At 58.7% G+C, this 23,569-nt stretch carries 19 protein-coding genes; all 19 read right to left on the bottom strand.

Going from position 1 to position 23,569, the window contains the following annotated elements:
* Positions 1-32: 32 nt before the first annotated feature.
* Positions 33-290 (bottom strand): DUF3175 domain-containing protein, encoded by a 258-nt coding sequence (locus tag Q1A69_RS09845; protein ID WP_299584697.1) that lies wholly within the window; start codon positions 288-290, stop codon positions 33-35.
* A 72-nt stretch (positions 291-362) separates the two neighbouring features.
* Positions 363-1,571 (bottom strand): MFS transporter, encoded by a 1,209-nt coding sequence (locus Q1A69_RS09840; RefSeq protein WP_299584694.1) that lies wholly within the window; start codon positions 1,569-1,571, stop codon positions 363-365.
* Positions 1,572-1,607: 36 nt separating this feature from the next.
* The gene (locus Q1A69_RS09835) at positions 1,608-3,632 is read right to left on the bottom strand and encodes a DUF3488 and transglutaminase-like domain-containing protein (RefSeq protein ID WP_299584691.1); all 2,025 of its coding nucleotides are present in this window, start codon (positions 3,630-3,632) and stop codon (positions 1,608-1,610) included.
* Entirely contained in the window at positions 3,632-4,633 is a 1,002-nt protein-coding gene (locus Q1A69_RS09830) for a DUF58 domain-containing protein (protein WP_299584688.1), read from the bottom strand. Before Q1A69_RS09830 ends, Q1A69_RS09835 begins: the two co-directional genes overlap by 1 nt.
* 4 nt (positions 4,634-4,637) lie before the next feature.
* A complete protein-coding gene (locus Q1A69_RS09825; RefSeq protein ID WP_299584805.1) occupies positions 4,638-5,549 on the bottom strand; it encodes an AAA family ATPase in 912 nt (303 codons plus the stop codon).
* Positions 5,550-5,726: 177 nt separating this feature from the next.
* Positions 5,727-6,908 carry an O-succinylhomoserine sulfhydrylase gene (locus tag Q1A69_RS09820; protein WP_299584685.1) on the bottom strand — a complete coding sequence of 394 codons (1,182 nt, stop codon included), beginning with the start codon at positions 6,906-6,908 and terminating at the stop codon, positions 5,727-5,729.
* A gap of 101 nt (positions 6,909-7,009) precedes the next feature.
* Positions 7,010-8,497 (bottom strand): amidophosphoribosyltransferase, encoded by a 1,488-nt coding sequence (purF, locus tag Q1A69_RS09815; protein WP_299584682.1) that lies wholly within the window; start codon positions 8,495-8,497, stop codon positions 7,010-7,012.
* A gap of 42 nt (positions 8,498-8,539) precedes the next feature.
* Positions 8,540-9,034: a CvpA family protein gene (locus Q1A69_RS09810; protein ID WP_299584679.1), complete on the bottom strand. Its 495-nt coding sequence runs from the start codon at positions 9,032-9,034 to the stop codon at positions 8,540-8,542.
* A gap of 291 nt (positions 9,035-9,325) precedes the next feature.
* Positions 9,326-9,979 carry an SPOR domain-containing protein gene (locus Q1A69_RS09805; RefSeq protein WP_299584677.1) on the bottom strand — a complete coding sequence of 218 codons (654 nt, stop codon included), beginning with the start codon at positions 9,977-9,979 and terminating at the stop codon, positions 9,326-9,328.
* A complete protein-coding gene (folC, locus tag Q1A69_RS09800; protein WP_299584675.1) occupies positions 9,972-11,231 on the bottom strand; it encodes a bifunctional tetrahydrofolate synthase/dihydrofolate synthase in 1,260 nt (419 codons plus the stop codon). The genes Q1A69_RS09805 and folC overlap by 8 nt, the downstream gene beginning before the upstream one ends.
* A gap of 95 nt (positions 11,232-11,326) precedes the next feature.
* Positions 11,327-12,181 (bottom strand): acetyl-CoA carboxylase, carboxyltransferase subunit beta, encoded by an 855-nt coding sequence (gene accD / locus Q1A69_RS09795; RefSeq protein WP_299584673.1) that lies wholly within the window; start codon positions 12,179-12,181, stop codon positions 11,327-11,329.
* Positions 12,182-12,339: 158 nt separating this feature from the next.
* Complete coding sequence (gene trpA / locus Q1A69_RS09790; protein ID WP_299584670.1) at positions 12,340-13,149, bottom strand: tryptophan synthase subunit alpha; 810 nt, start codon at positions 13,147-13,149, stop codon at positions 12,340-12,342.
* A gap of 92 nt (positions 13,150-13,241) precedes the next feature.
* On the bottom strand, positions 13,242-14,465 hold the full coding sequence (gene trpB, locus Q1A69_RS09785) for a tryptophan synthase subunit beta (protein ID WP_299584667.1): 1,224 nt from the start codon (positions 14,463-14,465) through the stop codon (positions 13,242-13,244).
* A 310-nt stretch (positions 14,466-14,775) separates the two neighbouring features.
* Positions 14,776-15,387 (bottom strand): phosphoribosylanthranilate isomerase, encoded by a 612-nt coding sequence (locus Q1A69_RS09780; protein ID WP_299584664.1) that lies wholly within the window; start codon positions 15,385-15,387, stop codon positions 14,776-14,778.
* Positions 15,388-15,528: 141 nt separating this feature from the next.
* Positions 15,529-16,422, bottom strand: coding sequence for a tRNA pseudouridine(38-40) synthase TruA (truA, locus tag Q1A69_RS09775; protein WP_299584803.1), 894 nt, complete (start codon positions 16,420-16,422; stop codon positions 15,529-15,531).
* 169 nt (positions 16,423-16,591) lie between these two features.
* Entirely contained in the window at positions 16,592-19,882 is a 3,291-nt protein-coding gene (locus Q1A69_RS09770; RefSeq protein WP_299584661.1) for a FimV/HubP family polar landmark protein, read from the bottom strand.
* A 197-nt stretch (positions 19,883-20,079) separates the two neighbouring features.
* Positions 20,080-21,075, bottom strand: coding sequence for an Asd/ArgC dimerization domain-containing protein (locus Q1A69_RS09765; protein ID WP_299584658.1), 996 nt, complete (start codon positions 21,073-21,075; stop codon positions 20,080-20,082).
* Between the two features lie 191 nt (positions 21,076-21,266).
* Positions 21,267-22,382, bottom strand: coding sequence for an aspartate-semialdehyde dehydrogenase (asd, locus tag Q1A69_RS09760; protein ID WP_299584655.1), 1,116 nt, complete (start codon positions 22,380-22,382; stop codon positions 21,267-21,269).
* A 107-nt stretch (positions 22,383-22,489) separates the two neighbouring features.
* Positions 22,490-23,563: a 3-isopropylmalate dehydrogenase gene (leuB, locus tag Q1A69_RS09755; protein WP_299584652.1), complete on the bottom strand. Its 1,074-nt coding sequence runs from the start codon at positions 23,561-23,563 to the stop codon at positions 22,490-22,492.
* Positions 23,564-23,569: the final 6 nt, after the last annotated feature.

Raw genomic sequence — 23,569 nt, 5'->3', positions numbered from 1 at the left:
ATCGCACTCTCACCAGAAACTCCGCCGCCGGCTCAGTGCCGGCGCGGACCCCTATAGAACCCGCGCAACGCCTCCTTGGCCACCTCCAGTGCCCGGCGCCCTTCTCTCAATAGCCACTTCCCAGCGCGATAGGGGTCCGACTTGCACTGCTGGCTCGATTCCGCCGCCGCTTGCCGTGAACGAGCGATGGCTTTCGGGTCCCTCTGGCAAAAAAGCCCCTCGCGCAGATTCAATGCATGGCTGTGGCGTGTCACCGCCTTCGACCAGTCAGCTTTTTTCACAGGACTCACCGATGGCTCCACAAAGAGGGATACCAGTGGAACTATATCGTGGCGGTGGGCAAACGGGTTGCGCGGAGCGTTTCACACATCACTATCGGTGATTTTTACCCGGCGCAGTGCACCGCTGAAAGCCACCAGGGCAAAGGCGACTAGGCTCAGGATTCCCGCCCACAGTAATGTGGTGAGAGGGGCTGCATATTCACTCAAGACTCCGGCGGCGAGAGCGCCCAGGGCGGCGGAGCCAAACAGGGCAAACTGGTAGATAGAGATAATCCGACTGCGGTATTCCGCCGGAGCGAGCAGCTGTACGATACCGCGTCCGAGCCCCGCCGAAGCCGCCGCTACCGCCCCCCAACACAGGCACAGCACGATCAGGCCCAGCTCAGTGGGGCCGAGGCTGATCGCTACCAACAGTGCCGCACTGTAGAGCAAGCACATAAGAATACCCCGCCCCGGCTCCGCCCCCTGACCGCGACGCAGCATAGTCACGGTGGCGATCACCGTCCCCGCGACAAAAGCCAACTGCAGAGTCGCGTAATACCCCGCACCACGGCCGTAACCCTCGGCCAACAGTGGCAGTACCACCAGGAATACACCGATATGTACAAGCCCATTGAAGGCCATCAGCGCGGTTAACTCACGCAGCACCGGGTGGCGCCAGGCCTGGGACAGCCCGTCGAGGATCAGAGTGTGGGGCAGCTTTTCTGTCGCGGCTCGGCCCGCGCCCTGTTCGCGCAAGCTCACCAGAGCCGCGGCAGCTAGCAGCAACACGCCAACCTGCACCCCCAGCAATGCCTGCAATCCCCAGTACTCAAAGCGACTCGCCAGCAACATCCCTACTGCCTGGCCTCCGTACTGGGCCAACATCATCCAGGTGACGGTTTTCTGCACGCGGCGCTCCGAGGTCTGCACCCCGCGATTGCGCGCCCCACGCTGTACCAGGTTGTCCCTGGCCGGCTGTAGAAAAGCACTGCAAATCCCCAAACAGATCCCGTAGAGCAAAAGTATCGGCAGGGAGATCAAAAATAAGTTGTAGATTCCGAGTAGCGCCCCATGGCAAAGGGCAAGGCCGATACAGGCCAGCGCGGCGACTGCGGCCGGGTCGCGCCTATCTGCCAGCGCCCCGCCAAAGAGTAGAAGCACCAAGTTTGGTAACAGCACCGAAGCCTGTACCCAGCCCAGTTGCAGCGCCGGCAGATCTACCACCGTTAGCGCGATCCAGGGCAGAAGGATCACCTGTAGGCCAGTGGCCAGAGAAGTGCCACTGTAGCCCAGCAGAAACTTTTGCAACCTGAGTGGCATCTTGACTGATATACCGTCCAAGAGTTATTGACCTGCCAGTTTGTTTTTATTAATCGGCACTCGCGGCAATAGCAGCAAACGCCAGCGCAGCAGATAGCGCAGTTCCTTTAGCGCACTGGCTTCGCCGCCGTAGGCAGCGCGCTCAAAGGTCTGGGTCACCCGTTCGGCAAACTCGGCAAGATGCGGCTTTGCGGCGGAGATACGCTCAGCATAATCCCGCGGCGCCTCTCCGGCACGGCGGGCAATACCCGCTCTGGCCATGCGCCGGCAGAATACCCCGTACAGGCGCTCCACCGCCGGTCGCCTCCGCCCCCGGCTTCCCAAGCGCGTCCAGAGCAACATCGCCAGTAAAACAACGGCGACCGGTGCGGCAAAAAACAGGGCCATACGCAGTGGGGAAATATCCCCCAGAAGACGCTGCAGGGTATCGCGCTGCTTTTCGCTATCGAAGCTCACTACGGTCTGGTACCAACGGTAGTTGATCATGTCCCATTGCAGACGCAACTTTACCAGGGCATCGATGCGGTGCACCGGCAGCAGTGAGTCGCGCATAAATTCCTCGCCCGCAGCGCTCTCCAGGCCATTCCGCACTCGCTCTGGAGACACCGCCGCCGTGGGGTCCACACGCTGCCAGCCGCGTCCATCGAGCCAGATTTCGGCCCAGGCGTGGGCATCGTATTCGCGCACCAACAAATATTTTTCGCCACTGACCCATTCGCCGCCCTGATAACCCGCCACAACCCGCGCCGGCACCCCGGCCGCGCGCATCGTGAAAACATAGCTACCGGCAAAGTGCTCGCAAAAGCCTTTCTGGCTATCGAACAGGAACGCGTCCACGCTGTCTCTGCCCAGCGCCGGTGGACTCAGGGTATAAGTAAATTCGCGGTGATAGCGCGCCAAAAGCTGTGAGGAAATCGCCTCTGCACCCAAACCTTTGCGGCGCAAACGCTCCACCCACGCGCGGGTGCGCTCGTTGCCATCCGCGGGCAACTGCAAATTGCGGCGGCGTTCGGCGCTGCTTAGCGGTATCGGAACAGCTTGAGGGTCGCGCGGCCAGGAGCGCACGTCATAGGCAAAACGGCTGTACAGCGGGGTGCGTTTCACCAGTCGATCGTCCAGGGTCTCTCCCACTCCGGCGCTATCCGAAGCGGGCCTTGCCAGGGCAAACAACCAGGGACTGCGGCTGGCCTCCTGTATCACCCGATAGCGATAGCGCGGACCGACCTGCGGCAGTGGGCGCTCGCCGCTTTTCCAATACACCTGACCTCCGTTGCGCGGATCGACACCAAAGCCCTGGCGCCAGGTGCGTCCATCAAACTCGGAGTACACCAGCCCGCGCCAATAGCGCTGCTCCGGTGGTGGTATGGGTCCATCGAAAGCGATACGCAGCGCCGGCTCAGCGGACTTTGACAGGCGGGTAAAGTCTCCCGGCGCCATGGAATCACTCACCCCAGTGCGCCCGGCGGAGGTATCCTGAGGCACATTCCACAGCGGCCCCAGGCGCGGCATCACCACAAACAACAACAACATCAGCGGTGTTGCCTGCGCCAACAGGCGCACTGATAGCCCCAGAGCCCGGCGCGGACGCGCACTGAAACTGCCCAACTGTGCCGCCAGCGCCGCGGTAATCACCAAGACACTGATCAAACCATAGAGGGCATAGGGGATCGACTGCTCCCGCACGAACAGGGTCGCCGCGACAAAATAGGCCAGCAGCAGGCTCACAAAGGCATCGCGGCGGCTCACCAGCTCCAGATTTTTCAAGGTAAACGACAGCGCCAGCAGCGCCACCATCGGCTCCAAAGCAAACCAGCGCTGGTAGGACAGCGCGAGCCCCGCCACCGTCAACAGTATCACCAGGAATTTTAAGGGGCGGCCAGGCAGGTCGCGGCGGCCGCGGAAAACCTCCAGGCGCCAATACACCGCAAAAGCCCAGGCAAAAGCGATCCACAGTGGCAATTGGGCCAACTGGGGCAACAGCGCGACAAACTGCGCGGCAAAAATCCACAGCAGGCTCTCGCGGGGCAAAAGATCCCGGTTATTCGACATCACCCATCCCACTTGGGAAACAGGGCCAGTGCGCCGAGCACCCGCTGCTGGTGCTCCATCCCCAGCGATGGCGGCAGGGTCGTGCCGGGTACTCGCAGGCCATAGGCAATACCCTGTTTCTCAGCTTGTAGCGCCCAGTGGCACAGATTGCTCAAGCGCGTCTCCACATCGCGGCCATCGAGCAGCGCCCAGTCGAGCCATAAACGGGTATCCGTGCGGCTCTCGTACTCTTTGCTGTAGAGATCGCGACCGGCCGCGTACTGCTTCCAGGCCAAATGCCGCAGAGAGTCGCCGGGCTGGTAGGGCTTGAGCGAGGCATAGTCATCTCCGCCGCGGCGCACCGGACCGGACTCGCCCTCCACCAGGGCCTCCCCCAGAGGTAGGGGGCCACCGGCGAGTGGCCGCGGGTACACCAAAAATTCCACATCCAGATCGATTCGACTCCAACAGCGAAATAGCCCCAATGGAAAGCGGCTCTCCACCCTTAAACGCGGTGCCTGAACACGGCCCCGCTCCAGTACCGGCAGAGCGACGCGAAAGTCCGCACTGCGCTCTTCGCAGAGATCCACATAAGCCCCCTCCTCGGTCGGCCAGTGGACCTGTATCCACTCCCGCTCGCGCTTGTCCTCGCGGCTTAAGTTGATCTTTGCCTCGGCGAAATCGCCGGCAAAAGCCGGCTCCGTACTCAGTAACTGCAGGCGCAGACCACTCAAATTGGCGAAGGTGTGCACCGGCAAAATAACGAAGACACTGATCAACAAAAAAGTCAGGGCAAATACTAGGTTGTTCTCATAGTTGGTAGCGAGCAGCCACAACACAGCGACCACTAACAAATAGCCAAGTCCCGCGCGGGTGGGCAGGATAAATAAGCGGCTGTGATTGAGGGTAATCGCGCGTGCGCGCGGCGCGCGGCGGCTGAGCCAGCGCTCACCCAACCGACGAAAAAAATGGCGAAGGGTTTTCGGTTGAGCCTGCTGGGCACTCTCGCGGGTCACTTTCATTGGTTCAGGCCGCGATAATATCCACCTGGCGCATCAGGCGCTCTACCAGCTGGTCGCCGCTGCCGCCATCACTCTGCAGGCGATGTCCCGCCACTGAGGGCAACACCGCTTGAATGTCCTCCGGAAGCACATGACCGCGATGGTGAATCAGGGCCCAGGCTTTGGCAGCGCGCAGCAACGCCAGAGCACCGCGTGGCGACAAACCCAGGGCGCAATCGGAGCTCTGACGGGTATGCAGCACCAGCCGTTCCAAATAGTCCAGCAGGCTGTCGGAGGCTTTTACCTGGCCCACCAGGCTTTGCATTTTTTTCAGCGTAGAAAGATCGATGCGCGGTTTTAACTTGGCCAGCTGCAGGCGCGGATCGGCGCCCAAAAACAGGGCCCGCTCCGCCTCGCGGGTGGGATAGCCGAGGCTGATTCGCATCAGAAAGCGATCCAGCTGCGATTCCGGCAGGGCGAAAGTGCCGGACTGCTGTAGTGGATTTTGGGTAGCAATCACAAAAAATGGCTGCGGCAGGGGACGGGTCTCTCCATCCACACTGACCTGGCGCTCTTCCATGGCCTCCAGCAGGGCACTTTGGGTTTTGGGCGATGAGCGGTTGATTTCATCGGCCAACAACACCTGGCTAAATACCGGCCCCTCGTGAAAATGAAATTGTCCCGACTCCCGCTCAAAAATCGATACGCCGAGAATATCTGCCGGCAGCATATCGCTGGTAAATTGCACGCGTTTGTAAGAGAGACCCAGCACCTGGGCCAGAGCGTGCGCCAGGGTGGTCTTGCCCATACCCGGCAGGTCCTCGATCAACAGATGCCCCTTGGACAGGAGGCAGGCCAAGGCCAATTTTACCTGGCGCTCTTTACCCAGCAGAACACTGCCGATATCGGAAACAATGGCGGAAACTATTTTTTGCACGGTAAATCCATTACTGCTCATTTTTCTCAGGCCACGAATGAGGCCCGGTGTGAGCGCCCGCCAACTCTCAACAACAGGCGCCATGGTGCCAAATTTCTTTCAATACAGAGCCGGCACCCGGTATTAATCATAGGTAGATCGAACCTACCCCAGACTCGCGCGGGACAATCGCGGCGATTACAGCTGGGACAATCCACGCATCAGGTCGCGCTTAAGATCCTCGGCATTTTCCAGCCCCACCGAGATGCGAATCAGATTCTCAGTAATTCCAGCGCGGGACTTATCTTCCTCACTGAGACGGCCATGGGTGGTCGTGGCTGGGTGCACAATCGTGCTTTTAGCATCGCCGAGATTGGCGGTGCAGGATAGGATTCTGCAGTTGTCGATCACTTTCCAGGCCCCGACGCGACCACCGCGCACGGTGAAACTCAACACAGCACCAAAGGCATCCTGTTGTGCACGGGCCAGTCGGTGTTGGGGATGTTTGGGTAGCCCGGTGTAGTTGACCCTCTCCACCATTTCCTGCTCATCCAGCCACCAGGCCAGATCGAGGGCATTGGTGCAGTGGGCCTGCATGCGCAACTTCAGTGTCTCCAAACCCTTGAGGAAAATCCAGGCGTTGAACGGGCTCATGCTGGGGCCGGCGGTGCGCAGGAACACGACCAGCTCATCCATAACCTCTTTGCGCCCCACGGCGACACCACCCAGTGCGCGGCCCTGACCATCGAGAAATTTTGTCGCGGAATGCACAACAATATCGGCACCGAGTGCCAGAGGGCGCTGCAGCGCCGGGGTACAGAAACAGTTGTCCACCACCAGCTGGGCGCCGGCACTGTGGGCAATTTCTGCCAGGGCGCTAATATCCGCCACTTCACATAAGGGGTTGGAAGGGGTTTCCATAAATAGTAGTTTGGTGGAACCGTCGACCGCCTGCCTCCAGGCGTCCATATCGGTGAGATCGACATAGCTCACACGCACACCGAACTTTTCCATATAGCGCCCGAATAGCGCGGTGGTGGTGCCAAACACACTGCGGGAGCAGATCACCCGATCGCCGCTTTTCAGCAGAGCCATGCAAATACTGAGAATCGCAGCCATGCCACTGGCGGTGGCCACCGCCGCTTCACCACCTTCGAGGGCGGCAATGCGTTGCTCGAACATACGCACGGTGGGATTGGTATAGCGGGAATAGACGTTGCCGGAAGTTTCCCCAGAAAAGCGCGCGGCGGCTTCAGCGGCAGAGGGAAAAACATAGCTGGAGGTGAGATAGAGGGCTTCGGAGTGCTCGCCCTCCTCTGAGCGGACCTGCCCGGCGCGTACCGCCAGGGTTTCCAGTGCGTAACCGTCGTCTTCAAACATATACCGCTTCCTGGTCAGTATTTACGGAAGCGCTAATCTTAACCGAAACGGCCGTGCGTGGCGCCCTCTTCTGCCGTGAAGAGCGCGCCACTTCAGACTACTTACAGGGCGCTGGTGTTGGCCTTTTTGCGCTTGGCGTCGTCGTTGCGTGCCGCGTGCAAACTCTCAAGGTATTCGTCATCCACGTCACCGGTAATATAGTTACCGTCGAACACGGAGCAATCGAATCGATCGATCTTCTGCTTGCCGCCGCTGGAGCTTAGCACCAGATCTTCCAGGTCCTGATAGACCAACCAGTCTGCACCGATCTCCTCACAAACTTCCTCGGTGGTGCGATCGTGCGCAACCAGTTCGGTGACCGAAGGCATATCGATACCGTACACGTTCGGGTATTTCACTGCGGGCGCCGCACTGGCGAAATACACCTTGGCGGCGCCAGCATCGCGAGCCATCTGGATAATCTGCTTACACGTCGTACCGCGCACGATGGAGTCATCCACCAACAACACATTTTTACCGCGAAATTCCAACTCAATGGCGTTCAGCTTCTGACGCACAGATTTTTTGCGCTGCTTCTGTCCCGGCATGATAAAGGTACGGCCGATATAGCGGTTCTTCACCATGCCCTCACGGAATTTCACCCCCAGGCGATGTGCCACGGTCTGGCCAGCGGTACGGGCGGAATCGGGAATGGGAATCACCACATCAATATCGTGGTCCGGGCGCAGGCGCAGGATTTTGTCCGCCAGATGCTCGCCCTGGCGCAGGCGGGCCTTGTGTACGGAAACGCCATCCATAATGGAATCCGGGCGGGCAAAGTACACATGCTCGAAAATACAGGGAGTGAGGGTCGAGTGCTCCGCACACCGCTCGGAGTGAACCGTGCCGTCCAGCTCGATATACAGCGCTTCACCCGGCGCCACATCGCGCACCAGGGTGTAGCCCAGAACATCCAGGGCCACAGACTCAGAGGCCACCATATACTCGGTGCCCCTCTCCGTTTCGCGCTTGCCGTACACCAGCGGGCGAATGCCGTTGGGGTCGCGGAAAGCGACGATACCGTAACCGACAATCAGGGCCACACAGGCATAGGCACCGCGCACACGTTTGTGCACACCGCGCATGGCGGTAAAGATATCTTCCGCCTTGGGCTGCAACTTGTGCAGTTTGTGCAGCTCGTGGGCGAACACATTGAGCAGTACTTCGGAGTCTGAATCGGTATTGATGTGGCGCAGGTCCTGCTGGAAGATCTCCTCCACCACATTACCCACGTTGGTGAGGTTACCGTTGTGCGCCATGGCGATGCCGTAAGGAGAGTTCACATAGAACGGCTGCGCCAGAGCGGGACCGGAGCTACCCGCAGTGGGGTAGCGCACGTGGCCGATGCCAAAGTTACCTTTCAAACGCTCCATATGGCGAGCGCGGAACACATCGCGTACCAGGCCATTGGCTTTTTGCTGGTTCAGGCGATCATCGTCACAGGTCACGATGCCCGCGGCATCCTGTCCCCTGTGTTGCAACAGAGTGAGCGCATCATAGAGCTGCAAATTGACATCACTCTTACCGACGATACCGACGATACCACACATATATTTGACCCTATTGATCGAAAAAGCGGCGCTAGCGCCCGATTAAAATAACTCTACGAAAAAGCCCTTCACAGACTTGGCCAGCTCCCGCGCACTATCCTCAAACTCGAGGAAATGGGGAATCAACACCGACTGATTCCACCAACTGTCCTGCTCCACCGGTATCAGTGCCGGTGCCAGGATCAGTAATGCCATCACCACAATGGCGCCCCGCGCCAAGCCAAATACCATACCCAACACCCGATCGGTGCCGGATAAACCGGTGGCTTCGACAAAAGCGGAGAGCATCATATTCAGGGCGGCTCCGGCCAGGAGCGTACCGAAGAACAAAATGGCAAAGGCGGCGATCGCCTGGACAGAAGGAGTGTCGACAAGATTGGAGAGCAGTGGCGCCAGCTGTTCGCGAAACATCATCGCAACAATAAAAGCGGCAATCCAGGTGAGCAGCGACAGGGTTTCGCGCACGAAACCTCGACTAAGGCCGATAAGTGTGGAAATACCCACAATAGCCACGATGGTCCAGTCAGCCCAATTCATTCAACCCTACCTGCGTGGCGGCTGCTGCCGCGAAGAGCGCGCATTCTAACTTAAGGGGCTAGGCGCGTGAAGCCGTAGACGAACCGATTGGAATTTCAGACCTGAACGGCAAAATTCCTTGGGCAAATCGCCATACAGCAATGGGGTGATACCGAAAAAAGTACCGGCGGAACACCCGTCTACCCGTACTGCGCCTCTCGGAGCGAGCCTGTGGGGACGGGTGGTTAGCCTGACTATGCAATACTGGCGCAGATACGCGAATCTGCTGGGATTTGGCCGGCTAATAACCCTTCAGGCCTTGAAGCGAAGTACCAGAGTCTGCGCCTGCAGCAGAGTATCGAGCTCCCGCTTGAGAGTCTGCGCATCGGCTTTGCTGACCTGGGGGCCAACAAAGACCCTGACAAAGCGCCCTTTCTTGGTTTCCACGGCACGGGTGTAGGCGCGGAAACCTTCGTCCATCAGGCGCATACGCAACTGTTGAGCACGGGAGTCATCTTTATAGGAAGCTACCTGCACCACCCAGGCCACGGGCTGCCCCTGTGCATCCACCAGGGGGGAGGCTTCTTTTTTCGCCGCACCCGGTGCCGACTCCGTAGCGCCCTCAGCATTGGCATGCTGCACTGGAGCATCTGCGGTGGCGAACTTTGCCGCGCCCTCGGCGGGGTTGGAGAACTTCTCTGGCACTTCCGGCTGGAAAATCTCATCGGCCGCTGGCGCAGGCGCTACATCGGCGACAGGCTGCGGCTTGGCAATTTCGATCGGGCGAATATCCGGCTCCGCGGGGATTTGACTCACTGCATTGATATGCCCTTTGGACTCCTGGTCCAACAGACTCGGCAGGAAAATTACGGCGAGCGCAACCAGAACCAGCGCTCCGACAATACGCTGTTTGAAACCGTCGTTCAGCCGTCCCCTGCCGGGGGACTTATCCTCGCAATTATCCATTACCCTCGTCTCGCACCTGCTGCAGAACTTCCGCCACAGTAAAGAAGGATCCAAATACAAGCAACCTGTCCTGTGGACCGAGGGTCGGCAGCAGTAATTGCAACCCATCGGCAACAGTTGGACAGCGCTGATCCACATTCGTCTCCGCAATACCGGCCTGCTCCAAACCTGTGAGCAGCGCCTCAGTCTCTGCGGCGCGGGTATTTTCCGGCAGCAAGGCCGGGTGCCAGCGGTCAACAACGCCGCCAAGAGGGGCGAACAGACCGGGCAGATCCTTATCCTGCATAACCGCCACCAGGGCGTGGGTCTGCCCCGCCACCGGATGAGACGCCAACCAGCGGGCCAAATGCTCTGCCGCCGCCGGGTTGTGTCCAACATCGAGCAGTAAGTTTCGCGCATGCCAATGCACTTGCTGGCAGCGCCCTGGCAGTGCTATTTGAGCCAAGGCAGTCTCTGCGCCCGCCCCCGGCAGGGCATCCAGCAGTGCCAGAGCGGTAAGTCCTGCCGCAATACTGGGGCGCGGCAGGCTGATCTCCGGGATCGGCAGTGCCAGCTCGCCAAAATGATAGGTCTCACGGCTCCCGCTCGGGGAGATACTGAAATCCTGTCCAATAAAATAGCTGGAACTGGCCTGCTTCTCTGCCGCCGACAACACCGATTGCGGTGGCGCACTATCGGCGCAGACGAAAGGCGCTCCGGGGCGCAAAATACCGGCCTTCTCGCGACCGATCACTTCCCGATCGCTGCCCAGCCAATCCTCGTGATCAACCGCCACACTGGTGATAATGGCCAGATCCGCATCCACCAGGTTGACCGCATCCAGGCGCCCACCGAGGCCGACCTCCAACAGGGCGAACTCCACGCCTGCACGCTGATACAGCCACAGTGCTGCCAGGGTGGTGAATTCAAAATAGGTCAGGCTAGTGTCGCCACGGGCAGCCTCCACCGCGATAAAAGCATCCACCAGCTCCCGATCGGATACCTCATCACCATTGATACGCATCCGCTCATTAAAGCGCAGTAAATGGGGAGAACTGTAGGCACCCACAGAGCGCCCGGCACGGCACAAAAGCGCCTCCATAACGGCAACACAGGAACCCTTGCCATTCGTGCCCGCCACGGTGATGACCTGGGGAGCAGGCTTCTGCACCCCCAGGGTCTCAGCGACGGAAGAAACACGCTCCAGGCCGAGTTCAATTTCAGTCGGGTGCAACCGCTCCAGGCGGATGAGCCAATCTTGCAATGAGGACATAGGTTGCAATGCAGACATAGTTGGATAGATCGCTGGTGAGAGACAGCAGCCAGTGTCTTTACTGGCTGCTATGGTGCCTCCGGGGAATGGGGAAATTAATTACCGCTCAGTTTACCCAACAGACGGGAGACCGTAGAGCGCATATTTCTGCGCGGAATAATCATATCAATAGCACCGTGCTCCAGTAGGAACTCACTGCGCTGGAAACCTTTGGGCAATTTCTGCCGGATGGTCTGCTCGATAATATTGGGGCCGGCAAACCCCGCGCGAGCCCCTGGCTCCGCAGCATTGATATCGCCGAGCAGAGCCAAAGAGGCCGAGACACCGCCGTACACCGGGTCCGTCATAATGGAGATATAGGGCACACCCGCCATCTTCATTTTTTCCAGGACGGCCGAGGTCTTGGCCATCTGCATCAGGGATATCAGGGCTTCCTGCATGCGCGCCCCGCCAGTAGCGGAGAAACAGACCAGCGGGATCCGCTGCTCCAGGGCACGCTGGGCCGCGCGGGTAAAGCGCTCACCCACCACATAGCCCATAGAACCGCCGTGAAAAGCGAATTCAAAGGCCACAGCCACCAGCGGCGCCCCGTTTAGGGTGCCCTGCATAGCCACCAGCGCATCTTTTTCGCCAGTGGATTTTTGCGCCTGTACCAGGCGGTCCTTGTATTTCTTGACGTCCTTGAACTTTAGGCGATCCACCGGCAATACATCGGTGGCCAGCTCTTCGCGTCCCTCCTCGTCGAGGAAAATATCCAGCCGACGGCGCGCGCCAATGCGTATGTGGTGATCGCACTTGGGGCACACATCCAGGTTGCGCTCCAGCTCTGGGCGGTAAAGCATGGCGTCACATTTGACGCACTTCTTCCACACGCCCTCAGGAACCTTGCTGTTGCCGGCGCGGCGCTCTGTGCGAATCACTGCGGGAACAATTTTTTCTAACCAGCTCATCTCGTTTCCAAATCCGGATGCTTTTATAGGCCGGTCCATTTTACCGACCGGTGAGTTTCAGACTACGAATTAAAACACTAAGCTGAACGTCAAACCCAGCCAGATCAGCCGCTATTTTTGTCTTTCTGGCCAGTTTCGCGTCTGCGGCAAGAGAGGCGCTAGCGATCCAGGGCCTGGCGCATCTCGCTGACAATCTCCCCAAGACTCGCCTTGGCTGCGGCCAGATCTGCGGCTTCATCCACCGCAGAGACCAATACGCTACCCACGATTGCGCCATCGCCATGCGCACTGACCGAGCGCGCCGAAGTACCATCTTTGATACCAAAGCCCACACACAGCGGCAGATCGGTAAAAGTGCGGATATGTTCGAGGTTATCGCGTACAGAGTCGAGGTCCAGGTGCCCCGCGCCGGTAACTCCTTTCAGGGAGACGTAGTAGACAAAACCACTGGCCAGCCCGGTAATCTCACGAATACGCTCTTCGCTGGTTGTGGGTGTCAACAGGAAAATATTGCGCAGATTGCGTTCCGCCAACAGCGCACTCAGAGGGCCCGCCTCTTCCGCGGGCAGATCCACCGTAAGCGCACCGTCAACACCCGCCTCAAGAGCCGCATCGGCGAAGGCGCGCTCGCCCATACGCTGAATTGGATTGGCATAACCCATCAGGATAACCGGAGTCTCCGCATCTACCTGGCGAAAGTCCCGTACCAATCCCAGGCACTTGCGCAGGGAGGCCCCATTGGCCAGAGCGCGTTCATGCCCTTTCTGGATTACCGGGCCCTCCGCCATAGGATCTGAAAAAGGCACGCCCAACTCGATAATATCGGCACCACTGGCCACCAGCTGATGCATCAGCGCCACGGTATTTTCCAGGCCGCCATCACCGGCAACAATATAAGTCACCAAGGCCTTGCGGCCCTCGCCGCGCAGTCTGGCAAAGCGGCAGTCAATTCTGTTTTGTTCAGTCACTGTGTGTTCCCTGAGCTACTCCTGGCGTTGTGCCAGCTCACTTGGTCCGTATTTTTTGCAGCTCGCCCGCGCCGAGAGCGGGCGCCGCCACACTAAACCTCAATACCGTCGATTGCGGCAACGGTGAAAATATCCTTGTCTCCACGACCGGACAGGTTCACCACGATATTCTGCTCCGGTGCCATTTCCGCCGCGAGCTTCATCGCATAGGCAACCGCATGGCTGGATTCCAGCGCCGGCAGAATCCCCTCGGTACGGGTGAGGCGACGGAAAGCTTCCAGGGCCTCCTTGTCATCGGCGGTGACATACTGGACACGACCGATGTCCTTGAGCCAGGCGTGCTCCGGGCCTACACCCGGGTAATCAAGCCCCGCCGATACCGAGTGAGTCTCGATTATCTGACCATCCTCATCTTCCATCAGATAGGTGCGGTTGCCGTGCAGGACACCGGGAATACCATCGTTTAATGGAGCAGCATGTCTACCCGTGGACAGGCCTTCACCACCGGCCTCTACACCAAACATCTGCACTTCAGAATCATTGAGGAAGGGGTGAAACAAGCCGATAGCATTGGAACCACCACCGACACAGGCCACCAGGGCATCGGGTAACTGGCCGAACTGCTCCAGACTCTGGCGGCGCGCCTCACGGCCAATAATAGAGTTGAAGTCGCGCACCAGTTGCGGATACGGATGGGGGCCGGCCACAGTACCAATGATGTAGAAAGTGTTGTCGACATTGGTCACCCAGTCGCGCATGGCTTCGTTCATGGCGTCTTTCAATGTCTTGGAACCGGACTGTACCGGCACCACTTCAGCACCCAGTAATTTCATTCGATAAACATTCGGGGACTGACGCTTAACATCCTCCGCACCCATATAAACAGTGCACTGTAGTCCCAAGCGCGCGGCCACTGTCGCTGTGGCCACGCCGTGCTGACCTGCACCGGTTTCGGCGATAACACGCCTTTTGCCACTGTGCTTGGCCAGCAGGGCCTGCCCCACAGTGTTGTTTACCTTGTGCGCACCGGTGTGATTGAGATCTTCGCGCTTAAGCCAGATACGCGCTCCACCGGCCTGCTGGGTAAGACGTTCAGCAAGATACAGCGGCGATGGCCGCCCGACGTAGTGCGCAAGATCGTAGTCAAAGGCAGCGACAAATTCTGGATTATCTTTCAGGCGGCTATACATCGCCTGCAGTTCATCCAATGCGCCAATCAGCGTCTCCGATACAAAGCGACCGCCGTACGGACCGAAATGCCCGCTGGCATCCGGGAAGGTGGAAAAATCAATAGCACCTGGCTTACTCACACTCATACTCCGTCGATCACAAGGGTTTCTTTTCCTACCGTTTAAGGTGTTCCTCTTGAACCCCTTAAACATCACCGGCCAATACCGGCGAAGATACGTGGATCTGCTGGTATTGAACGGTTCGCGCCGGGCCTACCGGCGGGCGACACATCCATGTGCCGCAAATAATCTGAATGAATGTGTTCTTCTGAACACTTTAAACGTCACCGGTCAATATTGGCACAGATACACGGATCTGCTGGCATTCACCGATTCGCGCCGGACCTGCCGGCAAGCGGCACCTCATTGTGTCGCTTCTTTTATTTAATCTCCCGGACTAGCTGCTCTTCGCCGCGCGAATAAAGGCAGCCACTTTTTGCGGATCTTTAACGCCCCGCCCTTGCTCCACACCACCGCTGACATCCACGCTCTGGGGACGCGCAGCCTCGATAGCGCCAGCCACATTAGCGGCTGTCAAACCTCCCGCCAAGACAATGGGGCGGCCACTATTTTGTGGCACCCTATCCCAATCAAAAGTCTCTCCGGTGCCACCGGGCACTCCGGGGCGATAGGCATCCAGCAGAAAGCCGCGCGACTTGGGATGTGCCTCCATGGCGGCAATAACATCCAGCCCCTCTTTCATACGCAGGGCTTTGATATAGGGTCTGCGGAACTGCTCACAATAGCGAGCCCCCTCCTCACCGTGAAACTGCAAAAGGTTGAGAGGCACGGATTCCAACACTTGATCCACTTCACCTTGGGCGGCATCCACAAACAGGCCGGTAAGGGTCACGAAGGGGGAAATCGCCGCCGCGATAGCCGCGGCAGCCTGTGGGTCGATCGCGCGCGGACTCGCCTTATAAAACACCAGTCCCAGCGCATCCGCGCCTGCTTCAACGGCCATAAGGGCATCTTCAATACGGGTGATGCCGCAAATCTTCACTTGCATCGCTTAACCTGGAGCCAGCCGAGCGGCCAACAAAAAATGAGGGAACCCAGGATACTAGCAGATTGATACCTGGTACGAAACGCGCGTCACCCCAGTGAAAGCCGAATCCAAAGCCTGGCGGAGAAAGTACGCCAGCAGCCTTCAGCTCACCGCTAGCGAACCGAGAGGCAGGGGCACTAACAGGGGCCCCGGTTCCTTCACCGGCAATGTAAACTCCGGCGGATACTGCACATCCACCAGGTACAGTCCAAATGGCGGCGCAGTGACCCCGGCAGCAGAGCGATCGCGCTGTGCCAACACCTCCTGTACCCAGCCGGGGCGACGCTCTCCGCGCCCCACCGCCATCAGCGCACCGGTGATATTGCGCACCATGTGATGCAAAAAAGCATTGGCGCTCACCTCCAGCACAATTAGCGGGCCCACAGGGGCGATATCCAGGCGAGTGATCTCTCGCACTGGGCTTTTCGCCTGGCACTGTGAAGCGCGAAAGCTGCTGAAATCGTGACGACCAAACAGGTGCTTCGCCCCCGCGCGCATAGCCTCTAGGTCCAGCGGGTGCTGGGTCCAGGTTACTTCTGCTGCACTGTGTGCCGAGCGGGTTGGCGCGCTGTGAATCAGGTAGCGGTAGCTGCGCGCAAAAGCGGAAAAGCGCGCGTGAAACTGCGCGGGCATCTCCTGGGCCCAACGCACCCGCACCGAATCCGGCAACTTGGTATTTACCCCTTGAACCCAGGCGCGGCCAGGGCGCTGGGCATAGGTATCAAAATGAATAACCTGGTTGGTCGCATGTACCCCCGCGTCGGTGCGCCCCGCACAAACCAGAGTAACAGGCTCCACGGCGATGGCCGACAGGGCCCGCTCAAGGTGCGCCTGCACGGTTTCCGCTGCAGACTTCTGTTTCTGAAAGCCGTGCAGCCGCGCACCACAATATTCAATACCGAGGGCAATGCGGCGCAATCCCTCGGGCAACTGTTCACCGGGAGGGACCTCACCGTTGGCTTTGTAAATATATTCGCGCTCTGTCGCCTGCGTCATATCAGCAAGATCACTCAATGTGCGCCGCCACAATACCCAGTGGCCCACGCCAATAAAACCTGTAACCCAGCCACGTCACTGTCGACCAGGGGTGCGCCGGGGATTGCCCGACAACATAAAAAAACCTCGCAGCCAGTGCGAGGTTTTTTTAGCGGAGTGAGCAGGGTACTTACACCATGCGCTCCAGCATTTCTTCGGCACGGCTCTTGTGTTCGCCACTGCCATCCTGGGTCACTTCTTTGAGGATATCCCTGGCCCCCTCTGTGTCACCCATATCCATGTAGGCCTGAGCCAGCTCCAGCTTGGTCCCCATTTCGTCACCGCCTTCCAGCAGACTCAGTTCGGAATTGAGATCACTCTCCAGATTGAAATCGAGGCCGGCAAACTCCGACTCGGCAACCTGCTGCTGGGCAACGGTCGCCTCTACAGCTTGGGCCTGAGTTACGGCCGTTTCCAGCTCGAGTTCCGTATCGACGCCCAACTCGGCTGTCACCGCAAGGTCGCCGTCAGTGGATTCATCGATCAGAGCCAGCTCATCTTCGAGAGAAAAAGCTTCGTCAACAGCGCCCTCCCCCATAGACAGGGCCTCTCCCGAAGCTTCCAGAGAAGCCAGATCAAAGTCGAGGTCGTCTTCTAATGGCAACCCTGCGATCTCGGGGTTCTCTGCCGCGGAGACCGCGGTATCGACTTCCAGGGAGTCTGGCGCGGCCAGATCACCGGCAATATCATCGAGATCGATACTATCGAGATCCAACTCGTCGTCCAGCCCGGAGCCAATCATATCCAGATCGCTGTCGGAGAATGCCTCCAATGACAGTTCGTCCTGGGCCTGAAGATCACCCTCGACCGCAGCGACCCCCTCAGCCTGCAACGCCTGAGCGCTCTCTTCCATCATGGAGAGATCCAACTCGAAGTCTAAACCGCCAATTGTGCCGCCAGAACGGCTCTTTTCCGCCGGTTCAGGCTCGGCCACAAACGCATCGTCTGAGGCCTCATCGCTGCCGGCAGCACTCATTTCCAGAGTGTCCAGGTCCAGCTCAGAGGTATCGTAATCGATCGGCGCCAGCCCCCCTTCCGCCTCACCGGTGCCTTCAGAGAGGTCTTCTACCGCCGACTCCTGCAGGGAAAACTCATCGGTTTCGCCGCTATTGAGATCGCCGAGATCCAGCTCTCCCAGGTCGAGATCATCGAGGTTCAATTCACCGTCGGCCTGTGACGGATCCTGCAGCGCATCGGTATCCAGAGCGCTGTTGAGGTCCAGGTCATCGAGATTGAATTCACTATCCAGATCGACAGCGTCAGCCGAATCCAGAGCCGGCTCTATAAAAGCATCGTCCAGGTCGAGCGATAGGTCCTGAGCGACATCGCCATCGGCTTTCTCATCGTCCAGGGTCAAATTCATTGTGAGGTCGTCGAGCAACGAATTGTCACCGTCCAGCGCTTCCACCGGTGAGTGGACCGGTTCCACAATGGAGAAATCCTCCTCCAGAGAAGCACCGATATCATCAAGTTGAGCGGCCTCCAGGGATTCACTGGAGAAATCCATTGACGGCGCCTCGAAATCCGGTGCGCCGGCTATGGTTTCGCGCAGGCGTGCAGCACGGTCTGCGACGGGACCGTCACTAATAGCGAGCAGCTGAATATAGTGATCGTCGAACTTCTCAATATCCTGGTTGTGGGCGTAAACCTCCATGAGCATCAGGCGCGCATCCACTACCTGGGGGTCTTTTTCCAGCCCCAGCAGCAGCTTACTTTCAGCTTCTTCGTACTGCCCCAGAGACAGGTGGATTTCCGCCTCGGAAATAGGGTCGTCGGTGCCCACATCGCCCAAATCACTGAGATCGAAAGCATCATTGGCTTCCATACTCTCCACTGCAGCGAGGGTTTCATCCTCTGCAGCGCTCTCCTCGGGCAGATGCAGTGGCGATGCCTCCGCTGCCATCTGCTGCTCCAACTGCTGCTCAGCCTCCTGCTCGGCCTTGCGGCGGCGCCAGGTAAAGAAGCCAAACAGCCCCACCAGCAAACCGCCAGCGCCAATACCGATTAACTGCAGATTATCGCCGAGCTTTTCCATCAAAGTGGGCTCGGGCTGAGTCTGTACAGAGACTACGCGATTGCGCGATTCCGGCTCTTCGGCGACAGTCTCCGTTTCGAGCTCATCAACTGCGTCGTCCAGAGACTCGTCGGCAAGGGAGTCATCCAGCCCAGGGGCCATTTCCGCACTATCGACATCGGTACTCTCGGCGGACATCTCTGCGGCGAGCTGAACCGCCCGCATCTCTTCACTGGAGACCTCAACCAGAGACTCCATGGTATCGATCTGCTCATCGAGTTCGGCGATGCGCTCGCGCAGCTCGGTGTTTTCCAGCTCGGTTTTATCCAGCTCTTCCTCGGCTACGGTCAGATCACCTTCCAGCGCCTCACTGTCCTCGGCACCGCTACCGGAACCTGACGTTACCGATTCATTGTCGCCGGGGGCCGCCAGGCTTACACGGCCTTCAATCTCACTGCTGGCAACGCGCTCTTCTTCCACGGGGCGCGCATCCAAGGGCGCAGCCGTGGCGACCTCTTCGGCGCCATTGCGCTGGCGCCAGGAGTCATTTTGCTGGGCCACCTCGGAAATTGCGTCGGTGAGACTCAAGCTGCGCAGATCATCGCTATTGGGCAGGCGTAGCACCGCACCTTTCTTCAGCAGGTTGATATTGCCGTTGATAAAGGCTTCGGGGTTCAGACGCTGAATTGCCAGCATGGTCTGCTGCACGGAAAATTCGCCGTTGGCACGATTTTGCAGGGCAATTGCCCAGAGAGTGTCGGCGGAAGAAACCGGGCCGTACACCTGGCTGCTATTACGGTTATCCGCAGAGGCGCGCTGGGGCTGACGGCGCACCGGCTCGGGCTGTTCTACAGCCGGGGGCTCGCTGGGCTGCTCCACCTCGGGCTGGGCAACCGGCTGCTCTACGGGCTGTGCCGGGCGCGGCGCAGGCCTTTGCGTCTGGGTATCGCGGCGCACTTGTTGGCGCTCGCGCTCGGCAGCGCGCACCGGCTGTGGGGCAGCGCTCGGTGAGAACGCCGGCAAATCCATCAGCAAGGTGTATTCCCTGAGCAGGCGCCCACTGGGCCAGCGGGTTTCCACCAGGAAGTTCAGAAAAGGTTCGCGGATCGGTTCACGGCTGGTGATACGGACCACCGGCTTGCCGCTCGAGTAATCCACATCAAAACGCAGTGAGGTGAGTAGGTAGGAGCGCTCCACACCCGCGCGATCAAATTCATCCGGCCCCGCCAGGCGTACTTTGATCTCACTATCATCCAGGCCGCGTGTTTGCAGCAGGCCAATTTCCGCATTGAGCGGCTGATTAAGGGTGGAGTTGAGTTTGATCTCCCCCAGTCCGAGCGCCAGAGTCGCGTTGCTTCCCATTGCACCGACTAGACCAACTGCAAGTGCCAACTTACGCACACGCATATCCGATTCCCTTTATTGTTAGAATCTTCCCAGGGCTTCCGAAAAGCGCGCCTTCAGAAAATCCCCATTACTGAACGGTAATCGTTCGACTATTTGACCGCCGTAGCGACGGCCACCAACTGCGACGAATATCTCGCCACTCACAGCCGGACCAAAGTTAAGATTACACCTTCACTATGGCGGCTAAGTATTAAATATCAGTAGTTTTTTAGCAACAAGTGAGCAATTTGCGCACAGTTGATAGCAACATCCTTGCGCAGGTTGTCGGACACTGCACTGAGGTTTAACTGTCGCTTGCTGAGGAGACTTTGACGCAAACGGCCGATGATCGTCACGTCACTTCCCACGGCATTTTCCGCCGAGGGCTGCTCCGCCAACTTCAGGCGCGTACCATTCGCCAGCAGCGCGCGTACTTTCCCCAGGTCGACCTCTTCGCGCAAAACGATACCCAGATTGGCTAACTGACCGTGGAAGACGGAAACCGTGTTAATACCGGCATCCACGGCAACATTTTCACCGAGTAGGCGACGCAGGTCGTGAATCAGGGTCAGCTCTCCGAGGGTGTGACCGCTGGCGAGCAGGGCTTCACTGGCGCTGAGTTGATTAAAGGCGAGTCGATGGCCGATGGCCGGATCAACTTCTGCATCCTGGCCACTGAACATACGCGCGGTCTGCGCCGCTGTAGAGTCAATGGCGGCTTTACCCAAGGCTGATACCGGCTGGTTGAGCTGAACCTCAACCCCTTGCAGCTGTTCTGCCAAGGGCAATAGAACTTCGGCCACCATGGCCGCACCAGCACTGGGCAGTGCTACGATACGGCGTTCCACACTGGAGAGTTCCGCACTATTGAAGGCGGGATGGATTAAAGCGACGCTTTCATCCCCGCGGGTATTGTTTGCCGCATCCACAACCCAGGCGCCACTGCTTTCAGCGCTGCCCATCGCCGCGGCGATCGCATCACTGGCTTCCAACAGTATTACTACCTGCCCCTCGGCAAAGGTGAATTTTTCCAGGGGCTGCACAGAGATACTGCGATTGGCAAATACCTGCGGGTCCACCTCGCGCTCCTCGCTCTCCAGCAAACGCAGCTGCTCAGCGGTGATGATTTCCCGCTCCTCCAGGATTTCCAGCAGAGGGGCAAAGGCGGCGTTATCGACACCGACAATGACCAGTTCGCGGGTGGATTCGGACATGACTATTCACTTCGTTGAGTTGGAAAGGAAAAAATGAGGGGGCGATTATACCCATGGGGGAAAATCGAAAAAGCCGCTATGACAACCAGTAGCAGCTTTTTAGTTGATCGGGTTCACAGCTTGGCAAAATGTCCTCTATTAACAAGCACTGAAATATGCGCCGCCAGAGGACTTATGCCAAGCCGTACCAGTTACAGCTTACCGAGCAAAATCAGCAGGATGCGGCGCAGCGGCTCGGCCGCCCCCCAGAGCAACTGATCCCCCACGGTAAAGGCGTTCAAGTACTCAGGTCCCATACTCAGCTTACGCAGGCGCCCCACTGGAATATCCAGTTTGCCGGTTACCGCCGTCGGCGTCAGCTGTTGCAAAGTGGCCTCGCGCGTATTGGGTACAACATTGACCCAGTCATTGGCACTATTCAGCCGTTGCTCGATATCGGCAAGTGGCAGATCTTTTTTCAGTTTTACCGTGAACGCCTGGCTGTGGCAGCGCATAGCGCCGATACGCACACAGGTACCATCCACCGGGATCGGGCTCTGCGTCTGCAGAATCTTGTTGGCCTCCACCTCGGCCTTCCACTCTTCGCGACTCTGGCCGCTCTCCAGCTGGGTATCGATCCAGGGCAGCAGACTGCCAGCCAGTGGAGCGCCAAACTGCGCGGTGGGGAATTCTGCCGAGCGCATATCCGCAACCACCTTGCGATCGATATCCAAAATAGCGCTGGCTGGGTTTTCCAGTTCAGGGGCCACACCGTCACGAATCGCGCCCATCTGCGCAATCAGCTCGCGCATATTCTGCGCACCGGCACCACTGGCGGCTTGGTAGGTCATGGCACTGACCCACTCGACAAGGTCCGCTTTGAACAGCCCACCCAGGGCCATCAGCATCAGGCTTACCGTACAGTTGCCGCCGATAAAATTCTTTTGCCCCGCAGCGATCGCGCGATCAATAACGTCGCGGTTGACCGGGTCCAGCACGATCACCGCATCTTCCTGCATGCGCAGGCTGGATGCCGCATCGATCCAATGGCCCTGCCAGCCGGCTTCGCGCAGCCGGGGGAAAACCTCTTTGGTGTAGTCGCCCCCCTGGCAACTGACAATCGCATCCAGCGTCGCTAACGCATCGATATCATAAGCGTCGCCGAGGGGCGGCAATTCACAACCGATATCCGGCGCCTTACCGCCGGCATTGGAAGTGGAGAAGAAGATCGGTTCAGCGATATGCGCAAAGTCACCCTCTGCGCGCATGCGTTCCAGTAATACCGAGCCGACCATACCCCGCCAGCCGATAAAACCTATCTTTTGCATTGCCTTGTCCTATTTATGATGTGATTAGAGTGCGCCACCGGGAAAGCGGCGCGATAGCGTAATAGCGAATTTGATGTAATGGTGAATATAGCGGCCGTTGTCGCCGCTTAGAGAGCAGCGACAACGGCCGCACCCATCTCCTTGGTCGAGACTTTGCGGCAGCCATCGGTGTAAATATCCGCAGTGCGCAGCCCCTGCTCCAACACTTTGCTCACCGCCGCCTCAATGGCATCTGCCGCCTCTCCCATATTTAGGGAATAGCGCAGCATCATGGCCGCGGACAAAATAGTGGCAAGCGGGTTGGCAATCCCCTGCCCGGCAATATCCGGCGCGGAGCCGTGGCAGGGTTCGTAGAGGCCGAAACCATTTTCATTCAGGGAGGCGGACGGCAGCATACCGATAGAACCGGTGAGCATGGCGGCGGCATCGGAGAGGATGTCGCCAAACATATTGCCGGTCACTATCACATCGAACTGCTTGGGTGCGCGCACCAGCTGCATGGCGGCATTGTCGACATACATATGGGTCAATTCTACATCCGGATATTCCGGCGCTAGGCGATCCAGTACTTCGCGCCAGAGCACCGTCACCTCCAATACGTTGGCCTTATCGACCGAGCAGAGCTTGCCATTGCGCTTTTGCGCCGCCTCGAAGGCCGAGCGCGCGATACGCTCAATCTCCGATTCGCTGTACACGTAGGTGTTGAAGCCCTGCCGCTCACCATTCTCCAGGGTGCGGATGCCGCGGGGTTCGCCGAAATAAATACCGCCGGTGAGTTCACGCACAATCAAAATATCCAGCCCGGCGACCACCTCCGGTTTGAGCGAGGAGGCTTCGGCCAGCTGCGGGTAGAGAATCGCCGGGCGCAAGTTGGCATAGAGACCGAGACCGCTGCGGATTTTCAGCAGGCCCTTCTCCGGGCGGATTTCCCGCTCTAGGGTATCCCACTGTGGGCCCCCGACAGCGCCGAGCAACACCGCATCGCAGTCACCCGCGGCTCTGAGTGTGTCATCGGTGAGAGGTTCACCGTGGGCATCTAGGCTGGCGCCGCCAATCAAGCCCTGCTGCAAGCTCAACGCCAGCTTGTATTTTTCCGCCGCGACCTCCAACACCGCCATCGCCTGCTCGACAATTTCCGGACCAATACCGTCGCCCGGCAGAATCATTACTTTTTTCGTCACAGGAAT

This window comes from uncultured Microbulbifer sp., from assembly GCF_947498635.1.
Taxonomy (GTDB): Bacteria; Pseudomonadota; Gammaproteobacteria; order Pseudomonadales; family Cellvibrionaceae; genus Microbulbifer; species Microbulbifer echini.
The sequence above is the reverse complement of the archived record's forward strand: the minus strand, read 5'-3'. Positions and strand labels throughout refer to the sequence as shown.